Source organism: Cupriavidus alkaliphilus (assembly GCF_900094595.1).
In the GTDB taxonomy this organism is placed as follows: domain Bacteria; phylum Pseudomonadota; class Gammaproteobacteria; order Burkholderiales; family Burkholderiaceae; genus Cupriavidus; species Cupriavidus alkaliphilus.
The window spans coordinates 189165-203716 of sequence record NZ_FMAD01000011.1 but is presented as its reverse complement, the minus strand read 5'-3'; the positions used below and the strand labels follow the sequence as shown (position 1 = coordinate 203716).

The 14552-nt window shown below is 67.6% G+C and carries 14 protein-coding genes; 4 read left to right on the top strand and 10 right to left on the bottom strand.

The annotated features are described in order from the left end of the window. Positions 1-32 precede the first annotated feature (32 nt). Positions 33-692, top strand: coding sequence for a type III secretion system export apparatus subunit SctR (gene sctR / locus GA0116996_RS22160; protein WP_012356083.1), 660 nt, complete (start codon positions 33-35; stop codon positions 690-692). 42 nt (positions 693-734) lie between these two features. Here sctR and GA0116996_RS22155 read toward each other — a convergent pair whose 3' ends face one another. Genes GA0116996_RS22155 through bufA1 form a run of 4 tightly spaced genes read right to left on the bottom strand, consistent with a single transcriptional unit; the run spans position 735 to position 3211 of the window. After that, on the bottom strand, positions 735-1208 hold the full coding sequence (locus GA0116996_RS22155) for a DoxX family protein (protein ID WP_092315889.1): 474 nt from the start codon (positions 1206-1208) through the stop codon (positions 735-737). Beyond that, positions 1205-2017: an HvfC/BufC N-terminal domain-containing protein gene (locus GA0116996_RS22150; RefSeq protein ID WP_092315887.1), complete on the bottom strand. Its 813-nt coding sequence runs from the start codon at positions 2015-2017 to the stop codon at positions 1205-1207. Before GA0116996_RS22150 ends, GA0116996_RS22155 begins: the two co-directional genes overlap by 4 nt. Next, on the bottom strand, positions 1989-2879 hold the full coding sequence (bufB, locus tag GA0116996_RS22145) for an MNIO family bufferin maturase (RefSeq protein ID WP_092315885.1): 891 nt from the start codon (positions 2877-2879) through the stop codon (positions 1989-1991). Before bufB ends, GA0116996_RS22150 begins: the two co-directional genes overlap by 29 nt. Positions 2880-2890: 11 nt before the next feature. Next, a complete protein-coding gene (bufA1, locus tag GA0116996_RS22140) occupies positions 2891-3211 on the bottom strand; it encodes a BufA1 family periplasmic bufferin-type metallophore (RefSeq protein ID WP_092315883.1) in 321 nt (106 codons plus the stop codon). 282 nt (positions 3212-3493) lie between these two features. Between bufA1 and GA0116996_RS22135 the strand changes: the two genes are divergently transcribed. Both GA0116996_RS22135 and GA0116996_RS22130 read left to right on the top strand, forming a co-directional pair. Then, positions 3494-4024: a sigma-70 family RNA polymerase sigma factor gene (locus tag GA0116996_RS22135; RefSeq protein WP_311734387.1), complete on the top strand. Its 531-nt coding sequence runs from the start codon at positions 3494-3496 to the stop codon at positions 4022-4024. Continuing rightward, a complete protein-coding gene (locus GA0116996_RS22130; protein WP_092315879.1) occupies positions 4021-4674 on the top strand; it encodes an NrsF family protein in 654 nt (217 codons plus the stop codon). Before GA0116996_RS22135 ends, GA0116996_RS22130 begins: the two co-directional genes overlap by 4 nt. Positions 4675-4773: 99 nt before the next feature. Here the strand turns inward: GA0116996_RS22130 and GA0116996_RS22125 are convergent, their stop codons facing one another. Both GA0116996_RS22125 and GA0116996_RS22120 read right to left on the bottom strand, forming a co-directional pair. Continuing rightward, positions 4774-5292: a GNAT family N-acetyltransferase gene (locus GA0116996_RS22125; protein WP_092315877.1), complete on the bottom strand. Its 519-nt coding sequence runs from the start codon at positions 5290-5292 to the stop codon at positions 4774-4776. After that, the gene (locus tag GA0116996_RS22120) at positions 5279-5923 is read right to left on the bottom strand and encodes a TetR/AcrR family transcriptional regulator (RefSeq protein WP_092315875.1); all 645 of its coding nucleotides are present in this window, start codon (positions 5921-5923) and stop codon (positions 5279-5281) included. Before GA0116996_RS22120 ends, GA0116996_RS22125 begins: the two co-directional genes overlap by 14 nt. Before the next feature lie 23 nt (positions 5924-5946). Here GA0116996_RS22120 and GA0116996_RS22115 point away from each other — a divergent pair, with 23 nt between their 5' ends. Further along, complete coding sequence (locus tag GA0116996_RS22115) at positions 5947-7467, top strand: phytoene desaturase family protein (protein WP_341845118.1); 1521 nt, start codon at positions 5947-5949, stop codon at positions 7465-7467. A 110-nt stretch (positions 7468-7577) separates the two neighbouring features. On the opposite strand, the gene pgaD is transcribed toward GA0116996_RS22115, so the two are convergent. The 4 genes from pgaD to pgaA are packed head-to-tail and all read right to left on the bottom strand — an operon-like array spanning position 7578 to position 13911. Then, a complete protein-coding gene (gene pgaD / locus GA0116996_RS22110; RefSeq protein ID WP_092315873.1) occupies positions 7578-8015 on the bottom strand; it encodes a poly-beta-1,6-N-acetyl-D-glucosamine biosynthesis protein PgaD in 438 nt (145 codons plus the stop codon). Next, on the bottom strand, positions 8012-9349 hold the full coding sequence (gene pgaC / locus GA0116996_RS22105) for a poly-beta-1,6-N-acetyl-D-glucosamine synthase (protein ID WP_092315871.1): 1338 nt from the start codon (positions 9347-9349) through the stop codon (positions 8012-8014). Before pgaC ends, pgaD begins: the two co-directional genes overlap by 4 nt. Continuing rightward, positions 9346-11364 (bottom strand): poly-beta-1,6-N-acetyl-D-glucosamine N-deacetylase PgaB, encoded by a 2019-nt coding sequence (gene pgaB, locus GA0116996_RS22100; protein ID WP_092315869.1) that lies wholly within the window; start codon positions 11362-11364, stop codon positions 9346-9348. The genes pgaC and pgaB overlap by 4 nt, the downstream gene beginning before the upstream one ends. Before the next feature lie 15 nt (positions 11365-11379). Further along, positions 11380-13911, bottom strand: coding sequence for a poly-beta-1,6 N-acetyl-D-glucosamine export porin PgaA (gene pgaA, locus GA0116996_RS22095; protein ID WP_244159947.1), 2532 nt, complete (start codon positions 13909-13911; stop codon positions 11380-11382). Between the last annotated feature and the right edge of the window lie 641 nt (positions 13912-14552).

The following is a 14552-nucleotide window of genomic DNA, read 5'->3' as shown; positions in this document are numbered from 1 at the left end:
CCGCCATCTCCCGTTCCGCCCCGGTGCATGCGATGAACAGCGGACTCTACAATCCGGTCCTGATCCTGACCATCATCCTGACGTTCGGCATTGCGCCCTTCGTCGCGCTGATGGTGACCAGCTATACCAAGCTGGTGATCGTGTTCGGCCTGCTGCGCGCCGCGCTGGGGCTGCAGCAGGTGCCGCCGAACATGGTCCTGAACGGGATTGCCATCATCCTGACCGCCTACATCATGGCGCCGATCGGCTCCGACGCCTTCGACGCCATCAAGCGTCGCGCCGACGCCAACGCCGCCTTCAACGTCAACGACGTGGTCACCGTCTACGACGCCGTCAGCGGCCCGCTCAAGGAATTCCTGGTCAAGCACACCGAGGAGCGCAACCGCACCTTCTTCGTCCAGTCCGCCAAGCGCATCTGGCCCGAGGGCCGCGCCGACGACCTCAAGTCCGACGACATGATGGTGCTGATCCCCAGCTTCACGCTGTCGGAGCTGACGCGGGCGTTCCAGATCGGCTTCGTGGTCTACCTGGTATTCGTGGTGGTGGACCTGATCGTCGCCGCCATCCTGCTGGCGCTGGGCATGTCGATGGTGGCGCCGACCACGATCTCGGTGCCGTTCAAGCTGCTGCTGTTCGTGATGCTGGAGGGGTGGACGCAGCTGATCCAGGGGCTGGTGCTGTCGTACCGCTGAGGGTGGTTCGATGACGGCATGCCCGCCGCGCCGTCCACCGCGTCAGCGCGCCGCTGCGTTGAAATGCCGGCGGATCAGCCAGTCGAGCGACAGCGCCCCGGCGCCCCGGGCCAGCAGCACCAGCAGCATCGCCGCCCACTGGATATGCGTGGGCCATGCCTGCGGATAGACCAGCAACTGGATCGACGCGATCATGCCAAGCAGTATCAGCGCCACCGGGCGGGTTGCCAGGCCGAGTATCAGCAGCACTGGTGCGGTCAGTTCAACGGATACCGCCAGGGAGGCGCCCAGCTCCGGCGACAGCAGCGGCAGCCGGTATTCCTCCCGGAACAGCTCCACCGCCGTTGCCCAGTTGGCCAGCTTGGCCATGGCCGAATTCCAGAACACGGTGGCAACCGCTAGCCGCAATGGAATCGCCAGGACTGTGTACGGTATGCGATCGAGCCGATCCACCACGCGCTGCACGCGCGCGGCAAGGGTGGCGGAGGCGCGGGGGGAGGACGCGGCGTGTGTCATGGCGAATGCTCCGGGATGGGCAAATCAGCGGCCCGGGCCGGGCCGAAGCCGATAAAGCAGCCGGCCGACAACAGCCACGCCAGCCACGCTTGAGCGTCCGCCGCAGGCACGGGGTCGAGCGCGGCGTGCAGTGGCTGCCCGGCCAGCAAGGCCGCCGTGAATTGCCATTGCCACGCGCCCAGCCGGGCGACGTCGATGCCGTCCGGCGTGCGGCGCACCAGCAGCCGGACCGCGCCCGCAGCCGGGTCGATGCGCGCCAGCGCGTGGTCGTCGCGGTTCAGCACCGCGCGCCAGATGGCATCGACGGGAAACGCGGCATGTACCAGCCGCACCGCGGGATGCGGCAGGAAGTGCATGGCGCCGGCTGCGGAAAGGTCGGATTCAGCCAGGCGGCGCAGATCGAGCGGCATGGCGTCCGGCGCGTGCAAGACCGTACTCACGGCCCATTCCAGCCGGGCGACGTCAGGCAGGTAGTCGATCGCGCCCGCCTCAGGCAGGCGCGCCAGGAAATCCGCGAACCCGTCGCCGTACACATCCAGCCACGCGCTCTGCGGGGCTGACTGCACGATAAACCGCCGGCACGCACCTTCGAAGAACCCGGGGCCTGTCAGGGCATGGACGGCCGGATAGGACAGGCGCAGCGCGGCTACCAGCGTCGCGGTGGCGGTGTTGCGGTAGAGGTCCAGCCGCGCCTGCGGCGCCAGCCCGTCAGCGACCACGTGCGCCGAGGCCCCGCCGGTGGCAGCATCCTCCAGCTCCCGGGCGAACGCGCGCTGCAGCTCAAGCAGTGAGGGCTGGCCGGATGGCATCTGGCTGTTGTTCCAGTACCGCCTGGGCGATACGCGCTTCGCCCATCAGTACATCGAGAGGCGGCACGTTCGTATCCCATTCGATCAGCGTCGGCACCGGCCCGAACTGCCCGAGCGCCGCCGCGTAGAGCGCCCATACCGCCGGTGCCACGCGCGAGCCGTGATCGTCGATGCGCAGGACCTGCCCGTTGCCGAGTTCACGCACGCTGTGGCCTGCCAGATGGATCTCGCCGATGGCAGCCGGTGCAAGCGCGTGCAGGTATGTCATGGCGTCCCATCCGTGGTTGCTGGCGCTGACATAGATATTGTTGACGTCACACAGGATGCCGCACCCGGTGCGCCGCGCCACTTCGGCGATGAATTCCCACTCGGGAATGGTCGAGTGGCGATACCGGAGGCAGGTAGACGGGTTCTCGACCAGGATGCGGCGCCGCAGCGCGCCCTGGACCTGGTCGACATGCGCGCAAACCACGGCCAGCGCCTCGTCGGTCATCGGCAAGGGCAGCAGGTCGGCCAGATACGTGCCGCGGGTGATGCTCCAGGACAGATGCTCCGACACCAGCCCGGGCTCGAAGCGTTCAACCACCTTGCGCACCCGCGCCAGATGCACCGGGTCCAGCCCGTCTGCACTGCCCAGCGACAGGCCAACGCCGTGCAGCGACAGCGCGTAGTCCCGGCGAATGGCGTCGAGGCAGGCCGGCATGCGGCCACCGCCCATGTAGTTCTCCGTATGCACCTCGAACCAGGCCACCGCCGGGCGTTCCTCCACCACCGCCTGATGGTGCCGGAAGCGCAGTCCGATCCCGACGCGCGGCGGGATCGGGCCCAGCCCGCGTGGCTGGGCGGTGGCCGCAGCAGCCATGGCGCCCGGCCTCAGGAGGCCTTCAGCTTGCCGCCCTGGATCTTGCTGCAATCGCCGGCGGGCAGCAACACGAAGGATTTGGCATCGCGTGCCTGCGTGGCTTGCCCCGCGCAGGAATGCGCACCTTCCGCGCAGTCGTTCTTGGCCACGGCATTGATGCCATAGCACTTCTCCAGCTTGCCCTTTTCCATCCTCGCCATGTTGTCCTTCACGACCTGGGGCGTCGCGCCCGCGTCCTTCGTGGCTTGCGCTTGCGCGGGCGCGGTGACCATGGCAAGCGCCAGCCCGAGGGCAGACGACAAGGTGGATGCGGCCAATGCATGCTTGTTCATCTCGCATTCTCCTGACGGTTGCGGCCCGGGATCCGGAGCCGTGTCAGGAGATTCGGCCCCGCGCGACGAAAGGTTACGCATCGTCGGAAAAATTAACCGGGCGACAAGCGGCCCGCCATGAAGCAGAATTCAGGCATGCCTTCCCAAGCCGACCGCTCGCAGCGCCAGGGCCACCATGCCGGCGGCAAGCCGGGCCTGGCGCACGCCACGGACGATGCGGCGGTTCCTGGCCCGTTGTCCGGGCCGCCGCGCCGCCCGGACGGCACGCCGGACTGGTCGGCCATGATGGCCCGCGCGCAGGCAGGCGACCGCGCGGCGTATCGCCGCCTGCTCGAAGGCATCACCCCGTACATCCGCGCGCTGGCCATGCGGCAGGTCCGCAATCATGGGGATATCGAGGACATCGTGCAGGATGTGCTGCTCACGATTCACGCCGTGCGTCACACCTACGACCCGGCACGTCCGTTCGGTCCATGGCTGGTGGCCATCGCCCGCCGGCGCATTATCGACAGCCTGCGCCGGCGGGCACGTACCAGTGCGCGCGAAACGCCGCTCGACGCCGAAGCGGAAACCCTTCCCGACCTCGGCGCGAACCTTCAGGAAATGGCATTGGACGCGCGCGCGCTGCACGACGCGGTCGACGGTCTGCCTGCCGGACAGCGCGAGGCGCTGCGCATGCTGAAACTAGAGGAAATGTCATTGAAAGAGGCCGCCGCCGCCAGCGGCATGTCTGTCGGCGCCCTGAAGGTGGCCACCCATCGCGCCCTGAAGACGCTGCGCAAACTGTTCGAATCCGAAGGTAGCAAGCCGTGAGAGACACCCATGACCTGATCGAGTCGCTGGTGGCCGACGCCAATCCGGTTCGGCGCTTGCACCGGCCCTGGGTGCGGGTGGTGTGCTGGGCGTTCCTGGCTGCGCTGTTGCTGGCGCTGGTCATGCTCGTGAATGGCGTGCGGCCAGACCTTGCGCTGAAGTTCCAGCAGCCAGTGTTCGCGCTCAGCATTGCAGCCGCCATCGTGACCGGCGTCCTGGCCGCGGCGGCCGCCTTCATCGCCAGCGTGCCGGGTCGCTCGCGCCGCTGGCTGTGGTTGCCGCTACCATCGCTGGCCGTCTGGATGGGGACCATCGGTTACGGCTGTCTCACCAACTGGGTGGAGATCGGGCCGGCAGGCGTATCGCCCGGCGAGACCGCGCGCTGCTTCGCAACGCTGGTGATGATCAGCACGCCGCTGGCCATTGCCCTGGCGGCGATGTTGCGCCATGTCGCACGCCTCTCGCCTGCGCCGGTGGCGATGTGCGCGGGCCTTGCCGTTGCCGCCTTCGCGGCTGCGAGCCTGCTACTCGTTCATCCGCTGGAGGCCAGCGCGATGGTCTTGTTGTGGAATCTGGGTATCGCGCTGCTGTTTGTCGGTGCCGGCGGCCTGTCTGGACATCGGACGGTCGCGCGAATGGCGCAACACTGACTGCCCGCAAACGTCCTTTGGACTTCGCGAACATGACATGGCTGCTGACTCAGGCACCATCAAGACGGTGTGGTCGTGTCCCCTTGCCTGCTTCCGGAGCTAGCCCTTCACGTCAAATGACTCGTGATACTTGACGACACCCGAGGGCACGTGCGGGCCGAACGCAATGGCTTGAAAGTAGTCCGCCGGAACTCCGGGTAGCACGAGCGACGACTGTGTTGAGAATCCAAAGCGGGAATAGTAGGCCGGTTCCCCGAGGACTACGCAACCTTGCGCGCCGGACTGTCTCAGGCGATCCAGAGCCGCACGTATGAGTTGCGAGCCCACCCCCATGCCTTGATAAGCAGGCATGACCGATACCGGACCAAGTCCGTACCATTGCGCATTGCCGTCGGAGATGTCGACGGGGGAAATGGCGACATGGCCGACAACCTTGCCTGACAGTTCCGCGACAAGCGAGATCTGCAACTGTCCCGCCGCCCTCAGGGCCGCGATGATCAGTTGTTCCGTGCCACTGGAGTGGGGAGCGACGGCGAAGGCCGCCTGTGTCACCTGGGTAATGGCGTGTGCGTCGTCCGGACGCTCGCTCCTGATCAGGATCGCATCAAGCTTGGTCATTCGGTTTCCTGAGATCGCTACGCGCAGTGCCATCAGTATGGGCCGCTCCCTGCATGAAGAAGTCCAGGGCTGTGCAAAGCTCGTCTTCCAGGCGCACGTCCGCGCCGCTCAGCCAGGTCATGACGGCACCCAGGTACAGGAAATGCAGATAGTGCGCCAGGCGCCCGGCCGCCGTATCGGACCGGAGCTCTCCAGCCTGCTGTGCCTGGTCGATCAGTAGCACGTACAAGGGAAGCATGTCCGAGCTGGCCTGCTGCTCCATTCCATCACGCACCTGCTGGAAGCGGAAGCGGATATACGGCGCCGCATACTGGCGATGGTGTTCCCACCAGCTGGCCGAGCCATGCCACAGCGTTGCCACGCGTGCGACGAAGGACTCCCGACTCAGAACGTAGTCCTCGACCACCGCTTGCAGGTCCTGCTCGAGCTCGTTGTGCATCCAGTGCACCAGTACCGCCTCTTTGACGGGGAAGTGGTTGTAGAGCGTTCCTCTTGCAACATCCGCCTCTGCTGCGATCTGTTCCATCGTGACCCCTTCATATCCGTCGCGTTCAAATAGCGCGTGCGCGGCGGCAGCGATGCGATCGCGTGTCTGCTTTCTTTTGCGGGCAATCCGGTCGTCTTCGCTCATCACAGTTGCGGCTGAATTGGACAATGTCTAATATTGTACAGTGTCCAATATTGCAGGGGAAGTCGTTGATGCGCGCAAGGAAAGAATTTCCCACGGTAGTCATCGGAGCGGGTCTCTCAGGCTTGGCTGCTGCGCTTTCGCTATCCCGGCGTGGCATCCCGGTGATGGTCGTGGAGGCGCAGCAGAGCGCGGGCGGATGCTGTTCGACCGAGGTGTCCGACGGATATACCTTCAACAATGGCGCGGTATACGTGGCCGTGCCTTCATTGCTTCGCGCGGCCTTCGGGCGCCTGGGCCTCAGCTTCGATGACGAAGTCGAGCTCGTCCGCATAGCAAAGCCCCACGCTACTTATCTGGACAATGGCACCGCCGTGCACCTTTCGACAGCGGAGCACTCGTATATGGAAGGGGCCAACCACAACCGTCGGACGCAGGCGCTGCGAGACGGGCTGGCCCGGCTACGGGACGACTGGCGTCCGATCTACGGAACCTTGGTCCGCGACGTGCTTCCAGAAGAACCGTCGCTGCTACGTACCGTCGGCAAACTCTGGAGACATCTGCCGCGAATGGGCGGGCATGTAAATGGCTTGATCGCGTCCTATTTTCCGGATGGGGACCTGCAAGCTGCCGTCGCGTCCACGTTGCTCTACACAGGCCTCGCACCCGCCCGGCTCCCCGCGACACAGATCATTGGCTTGCTGGCCTTGCTGGAGGAAGGATTTCACCTGCCGCGCGGCGGCATGGGAGCCATCAGTGCTGCGCTGCTGCGGAACCTGCAGAGTCAATCCGTCGCAGTGCGCTTTGGTACCGGGGTCAAGGAAATCGCCGTCAAGGATGGCCAGGTGCATGGCGTTGTGCTGACCGACGGGGAACGCATCCCGACCTCGCATGTCGTCGCCACGTGTTCGGGATTGGGTGTGGTGAAGAGTCTGCTGCGTGCCGCCGACATCCCGCGAAGCCTGGCCGTAAAGGCGGACAAGGCTCCGTTGTCACACAGAGCGATCTCCATCCAGATCGGATATTCCGGTGCTGCGGCAGCAGACGCGTTCATCGTCAACCATGTACCGGCGATGGAAAAACAAGGCGCGATGCATGTTCGGACATCCGACGTCCCGCAATGGATTTCGTACACACAGCCTACTCAAGTTCTCCCCGAACTGGCGCCTGGGGGCAGGCATATCATTGAGTTTTACGCGCCCGCTGGCGATATTCGCTCAGTATCTGAATGGAATCAGGCATGGAGCGATTCGGCACTGGAGAGATACCTGGACGCGTTGCAGAAACGAGTCCCCGGCATCGCCATCGAAACGACCCGCGTACTCGATCCGCAGGACTTTGCCCGGCAACGACAATTGTATGAAGGTGCGCTGTATGGAATTGCCCCGGGTGCTCCACCCCACCGGTTCCTCCCGCATCGGACACCGGTCAGCGGGCTATACCTGGGCGGACAAACGACGTTCCCGGGCTATGGCGTGCCCTCGGCAATTCTGTCTGGCATACAGTCCGCGGAGTCGCTATTTGCAGACTTGTCTCGGTCAGGCTGACTTCATTCTCCAGGGAGCGCCGGGTGGCATCGGCCAGGAAGCAGCACAGGACTACGATGCCTCGGGGCCGGGCGGCCGCAACCGCCCGGCAGCCAACCGCTCCAATTCCCTCACGCCGCCACCGCCCTCACGTCCGCCACCTCCCCCTCATGCGTATGGTCCACCACCGCCACCTTGGCCAGTTGCAGCGCCCGCACGCGCTGCCCGGGCAGGCCGAAGCTGCGCGCCAGTTCGTCGGTACGCAGCGCGGGCAGCGGCTTGCGGCGGTCCAGGCCGGCAAAGCGGTACTGGTTGTAGAGCGCCCATGACAGCAGCACGATGCCGTTGAACAGCCCCACCAGCACGTAGACCGTGAGCGTGCCCATGGTAGGCAGCAGCGCGGCCCAGAACGGCACGCCGGGGCCGGCGGAGGCTTCGTGCAGGATGGCGCGGATGCCGCTCGCGCCGAGGTAGAAGAAGCCGGCCCAGGCCAGCGCCGTGAGCAGCGCGTCGAACAGCCAGCGCAGGCGCGAGCCGCGGGTGCGGATGATCATGCTTTCGGGTTTCATGACGACCTCATGGTGTGGATGCCCCGGTCGGGGCTGGTCCAGCGCGCGCGCTGGCGCCGGGTCTTGAGCATGACCTTGGGGAAGGCCAGCAGCGTGGTCAGCATCCCGACCATCCAGTACGCCAGCGGATACCAGATGATCCAGTACAGCGTGCGCGCCAGGCGCGGCTCGTAGCGGCGGTCGATCAGCACGCTAAGCCCGAACTGCAGCAGGCACACGGCGGCCAGCACCATGCCGGTAAAGCCCGGCGGCATCAGCTTCTGGATGCGGATATTGGCCGGCAGCTCGATGAAATGCCCCAGCGCCCACAGCAGGATCGACATGGCGAAGGCAAAGGCCCAGCCCGCCGACAGGCAGTACTCCGCCATCAGCGGCCACAGCCGGCGATGGCGCCAGATCCAGATCGAGCGCACGTTCTTCATGAACACCTCGGCCCCGCCCTGGGCCCAGCGCAGCCGCTGCTTGAGCAGGCCGCGCACGGTCTCGGGCATCAGGATCCAGCACAGCGCGCGCGGTTCGTAGAAGATCGACCAGTGGTCGCGCTGCAGCTTCCAGCTGATGTCGATGTCCTCGGTGATCATGTCCAGGCTCCAGTAGCCCACGCGGTCCAGCGCGCGGCGCCGGAACGCCGCGACCACGCCCGAGACGGTGAAGACCTGGCCGTAGACGCGCTGGGTGCGCTTGATCAGGCCGATGATCGACGAGAACTCGCCGACCTGGATCCGCCCCACCAGCGTCGAGCGGGTACGGATGCGCGGGTTGCCGGTGACCGCGCCCACGCGCGGGTTGGCCACCATCGGCGCGACCAGGTAGGCGGCGGCGTCGGGGTCCAGCGCGGCATCGCCGTCGATGCACACCAGGTATTCGCCGCGCGCCGCCAGCGCGCCCATGCGCAGCGCCATGGCCTTGCCCTGGTTGTGCGCCAGGTGCACCACGCGCAGGCGCGGGTGCCGCGCCGCCAGCGTGTCGAGCAAGGCGCCGGTGCCGTCGCGCGAGCCGTCGTTGATGGCGATCACCTCGAAGTCCGGATAGCGCTGCGCCAGCGCCGCCAGCAGGGTTTCCTCGCCGTTCTTTTCCTCGTTGTAGCACGGCACCAGGATCGAGATGAATGGCTGGCCGGGCACCTCGGGCGCCTCGCGTTCGGCGCCCCAGCGCCATTTGCGCTCCCAGTGCCACCAGAAGTACAGGCCGCCGGCGATCCACAGGCCGGACATGAACAGCGGATAGAAGAACACAAAGGCCAGCAGCAGGTCACCGGTGGCAAGGGCGGCCAGCGCGAACGGCAGCGCCAGCGCAAGGCACAGGATGACCAGGGCAAACAGTCGTTCGATCATGGTGCGGGGTACCAGGCGTTGGACAGCGCCGGCCGGATTACCTCGAGCCGGGGCTGGTTGTTGTGGAAGTCGTCCGGGTAGTAGCCGAAATTGCGCGCGCCGCGGCGCTGCAGCCGCTGCATCCAGCCGGCCAGCACGGCGCTGTCGACCGGACGGGCCGCGGGGGCGCGCCAGTCGCGCGCCTGCAGTTCGAACACGGTGCGCCGCAGCGCGCCGGGGCGCCGGGCGATGGTGTCGACCATGCGGTCGAGCCACGCGTGCTCCTGCCCGGCCGGCACCTGCTCCATGTACGGCATCGCCATCGGCGCGGTCCAGTCGTAGGCGGTGAGGAAGTCGTCCAGGTTCTGCGCGAACCACGCCTCGCTCTGCGGCTGCAGCACCGGCAGCGCGAAGATGTTGCGCGCGGTCTTGATGGCGGGCCCGCGCATCTCGCGCACGCGCGCGGTCAGCTCTTGGGTAAAGTCCACCAGCGCCCTGCTCTTCATGCGCGTCCAGCGCTGCATCTGTTCGGGGCTGGCGCGCAGGTCGGCGATCGAACCGGGCAGGCCCGCGGCGCGATACGCGGCCAGTGCCGGCGCGCTGGCATCCTCGAAATCGCCCAGCAAGGCGTCGTCGTGGAACAGGATGCCGTCGAAGAAGGCGTGGCGCGCCAGGTCTTCATACAGGTCGCCGATGCGGGCCCGGGCCACCGGATCGAACGGCGACAGGCGCCGGTACTGCTTCGGGTCGACCGCCGCCGTGCCGGTGGCCGGATCCCAGCGCGCCACGCGCGCCAGCGACGGGTCGAGGTCGAAGCTCAGCACCGGCATCCACGCGTACACCTTCACGTTGGCGCGGTTGTCGAGCTGCCACGCGACCCGGTTGAACAGGTCGGCGCGCACCGGCAGCCAGCGGTTGGGGAAGTACACCGACTTGACCAGTCCGTCGCCGTCATCGTCGGAGAACGCCTGCAGGAACACGGTGTCGATCCTCAGGTCGGCAATGCGCTGCACCAGCAGGCCCAGGTTGCGTTCGACCTGGGCGGGATCGGGGTCATAGACGTAGTCCAGGTCCACGTGCGCGACACGCATGCCGTTGGGCTCTTCCGTCGCCACCACGGAGCGGGCGAAGCCGCGCAGGCCGGGATCGTCGCTGAGCAGCAGGCGCGCGCCCGACATCAGGCGGTCCACCGTGGCCAGGCCGTCTTCCAGCGTCAGCGCCAACTGGTAGCCGTTCTCGGCGACGATGCGCAGCGCCGCGCCGCCCTCCGCGCCGTACGGCCAGATCCAAACGCGCACCGGCTTGCCGGTGACGGCGCGCACCTTGGCGGTGATGCGGGCCACGTCGGCACGCAGCCTCTCTTGCTGCGCGGCATCGCTTTCATAGCGGCCGGTGCCGGCATCGAAGGCGCGCACCGCCGCGGCCGGCTCGGTGTTGCCCTGCGGGTTGGCGCGCACGCCGTAGTGCAAGGCATCGGTATGCGCGCCGATTTCCACCAGGCCCGACGCGGCGATCTCGCGCACCTGCTGCCAGTCGAGCAGGCGCTCGCGCGCCGTCGGCGTGCCGCCGAAATCCACCGGCTGTCCCGGCGGAGTATCGAGCCAGCCGCCCACCGGCGCCAGCACGGCCGGCCAGCGGTAAGCCTTCAGGATCGGCAGCACGCGTGTATAGAAGCTGCGGTAGCCATCGTCGAAAGTCAGCAGCACTGCGCGCTCGGGCAACGGCGGCCCGCCGCGGCGCGCCGCCAGCACCTGGTCGACCGAGACCGCGCGGTAGCCGTTCTCGCGCAGCCAGGCCAGCTGGCCGACCAGGTGGTCGGTGCGCACGCTCAGGTAGGCCTGGTCAGGGTCCTTGTCTTCGACATCGTGATAGGCCAGCACCACCACATGGTTGCGCGGCCACGGCTGCTCGGCAGCCGCGGCGGGGCGCTGGGCCGGCGGCGTGAACACCGGGATGTCCTTGGCACAGGCGGCCAGCAGGCATGCGGCCAGCACCAGCCAGAGCAGGCGGCAGGCGCGCCGCAGGGTTGGGTTCATGGCTTGCATTCCTGTTCAGAAGCGGTAGGTCAGGTCAAAGACGATGCGCAGTTCGCGCTCGCGCTGGCCGTCATAGGGGCGGCTGGTGCCGGTCACGGTGGCGCCGACTTCGAACACGTCGTTGGTGCGCCAGCGCTGGCCGTAGCCCAGCAGCAGGATCGCGCCGGTGCCGAAGCCGCGCTGGCTGTAGGCACCGGTGCCGGCCAGGAACTGCTGCTCCCAGACGGTCTCGTAGCGCCGGTACAGCGTGTGGGTCAGGCGCACCGACGGCAGCACGGTCAGGTCCGAGCGCGGGTTGTAGTACGGCGTGTCGGCGCGGCTATTGCGCGACGCCCACAGGTCGACCAGCAGGTCGGCCTTCAGGTGCGGCGCGGTATAGAAGCGCTGCACGCCGGACACGCCCGCTTCGAGCCGGTCGTTGCCGTCGCTGAAGCGCGACGGCGCCACGGTCAGCATCCATTCGCTGGCTTCGCTGCGGCGCCAGCGCGCGTAGGCCTGCACGGTGTCGGCATAGATGCCGTGCTTGAGCGCCTGCAGCGGCGTGCCGGTCGAGCGCAGCGCCGCCGAGGCGCCCACGCGCCAGCGGTCGTCGATGTCGTAGTCGGCGGCGATGCGCCCGCCCTGGCGTGCGCCCTGGCCATAGCCATGCAGCGACAGCTCGCCCTCGACGGTCAGGTCGCGCACGCGCCATTGCGCGCCGGCGCGCGCCCAGCGGTAATCGACGCGGCCCTCGTCGAAGCGGCCGGTGGCATAGCCGATGCCGCCGAAGGCGCGCCAGTCATAGTTGATCGGCGGCGTGTACAGCACCGCTTCGATGCCGAAGTTGCCGTTGCCGACCACCGCGCTGTCATTGGCCAGTCCGCGGTATCCCTCGATGCGCAGCTCGGCCTTGTTGTGGACCTGCCACTCGCGGTCGAGGCGCCGCGCGGTGAGGTCTTCGGGGAAGCGCGCCAGGGTGTCGTCGCGCAGCAGCTCGGCCTGGCGCCACTCCTGCAGATCGAGCGCCGCGTGCCCCTGCTGCACCTCCACCGCGAGGCCGCGCGGGGTCTGGGTCTCGGCCAGCTTCAACTCGCCCTCGGCCGCGCGCGGCCAGCCGCGGGCGCGGTAGACGTCAGCCAGCGCGGCGCGCAGGCCGGAATGGCCGGGCGCCTTGCGCACCAGTTCTTCCAGCTTCTGCTGTGCCGACCCGGTGGCGTCGGCCTGCAGGTCGGCGCGGCTGGCGGTCTGCTCGGCCTGCAACCACAGGTCGTTGGGCTGGCGCACCGGCTGGCCGCGCACCCAGCGCCAGCGCGGCTGCTCGGCGCTGGCCTGCGCCACCGCCTGCGCGGCGGGATCGAAGGCCTCGGCCTCGGCGTGCGCGTAGTAGAGGCCGGTCTGGGCCTTGAGCCGGGCCTCGGCATCGAGGCCCTGCGGGTAGGCGTCGCGGACCTGGCGGAACAGCGGCGCGGCCTGCTCCGGCTGACGCAGGTACAGGTAGGCGGCGGCGACATCGCCCAGGGCATAGGCCGGCACCTCGACGCCCTCGGCGCGCAGCGCCTCGTATTCGCTCGCCACCTCCTGCATCCGGACCCGCGCATGCAGCGCGGCGAGGCGGTCGATGCGCGCGCGGCGCAGTTGCGGCGCGGCTGGCGGCCCCAGCGCCCGCAGTGCGGGCAGCAATGCGTCATAGCGTGCCAGCGCGCGATCGGCAATGGCAAAGCGCTCGGCTTCGGTGCGCGTCGGCAGGTCGGCCAGGCGCACCAGCTCAGCCACGGCATCGAGCTCCAGCCCCAGCCGCGCGCGCTGGTCGAACAGTTCAGCATGCTCGCCGGCGACGCGCAGCGCCGCCTCCGGCAAGCCAGCGCGCTGCAGCGCGCCGACATATTCGCGTACGACCTCAGCGCGCTGCGGCGCGCGCAGGTACGCCTGGTCGACCTCGAACAAGGCCGCGTACGGCTCGCCGGCGCGCGCCTGCGCATAGGCCAGCGCCAGGCGGCTGTCGACGGCGGCGGGCTCGCGCTGCACCAGCGTTTGCCCCAGCGCCACCGCCTCGACGGCCTGGCCGCGGTCGGCCAGCACCTTCACCTCGCCCAGCGCGAACACCGCTTGTGCAGGGAAGCGTTGCCGGCCCTCGCGATAGCGCGCCAGCGCCTCGTCCCAGCGTCGCTCGTCGCGCAAGGCGCCGGCCACGGCCGCCAGCACCTCCGGCGGCAGCGCCCGGGTCTCGTCCAGGTGGCCATGGGCTTCCAGCACTTCGCCCGGTCGTCCCGCCCAGCTGGCGATGACGATGCGGTCCCACGCCGCCCGCTGGTCCGCCGGGGCGCGCGCCACGCGCTCGCGCAGCATCGCCAGCGCGGGCGCATAGTCGCCGGCACGGGCGCGCCGGATCAATGCGTCATAGTCGGTATCTGCATGTGCGAGTGCCGGCAGCCAGCACATTGCCGCCAGCCCCGCAGCGAGGCCGGTGGTCAGTCCGGTGGTGAGTCCGGTACCTGGCCTCGCCGGTGCGCGCCGGCGCCCCCCCTGCCGCCGCAGCGCCTCGTGGCGGGCACGCTCACGGCGCTTCATCAGTGAATCCATGGGATCCGCAGCCTGTCTCTGTGTTGCCCAAGCTTGCGCCACGCGCCGATGGCGCAGGCGCGCGTGTGCTTGAGGTCCGTTATCGGCTTATCGCAATGCGGCACGAGGACACGGAACCCGACCGGGCCTGGCCGGGAGCGAAAACCGGCAGAACAGGCCTACGGGATCCGGCGCGGCACCGAGGAACTGCGCCGGATGGCCATTCGCAGCGGGAATGGCGTCGTGCAACCGCAGGGGCCGATAAATCGGGCTGCGTTGCCGCAATGCGAAGGCGATTGTAGGGAGGGTTCCGCGATGAGATTGTTAATTTTCGCAAACGGATGGGTGACCGGATAAATGAATTCAATCACCAATTGGTCTATGTCGCGCTCCAGATATCTGGAGTCGATTGCGGAATACGTAGTCTGCCTCGCCGTGCTATGCGGCCCATATCCCAGTACAGACAAGGCTTTCAAGGAAATCGATGCATCTCATTTTTGGCTATGAAAATTCAACGCATTGCCACTGATTTAATCCAATAAATCGATCCAGCCACACCCATCACGCTAGTGATAATTGATTATGATTTTTATGACATAACCCAAATAGGCCAGGCGACATTTATCCCCCGATCAGGGGATGGGATGGGA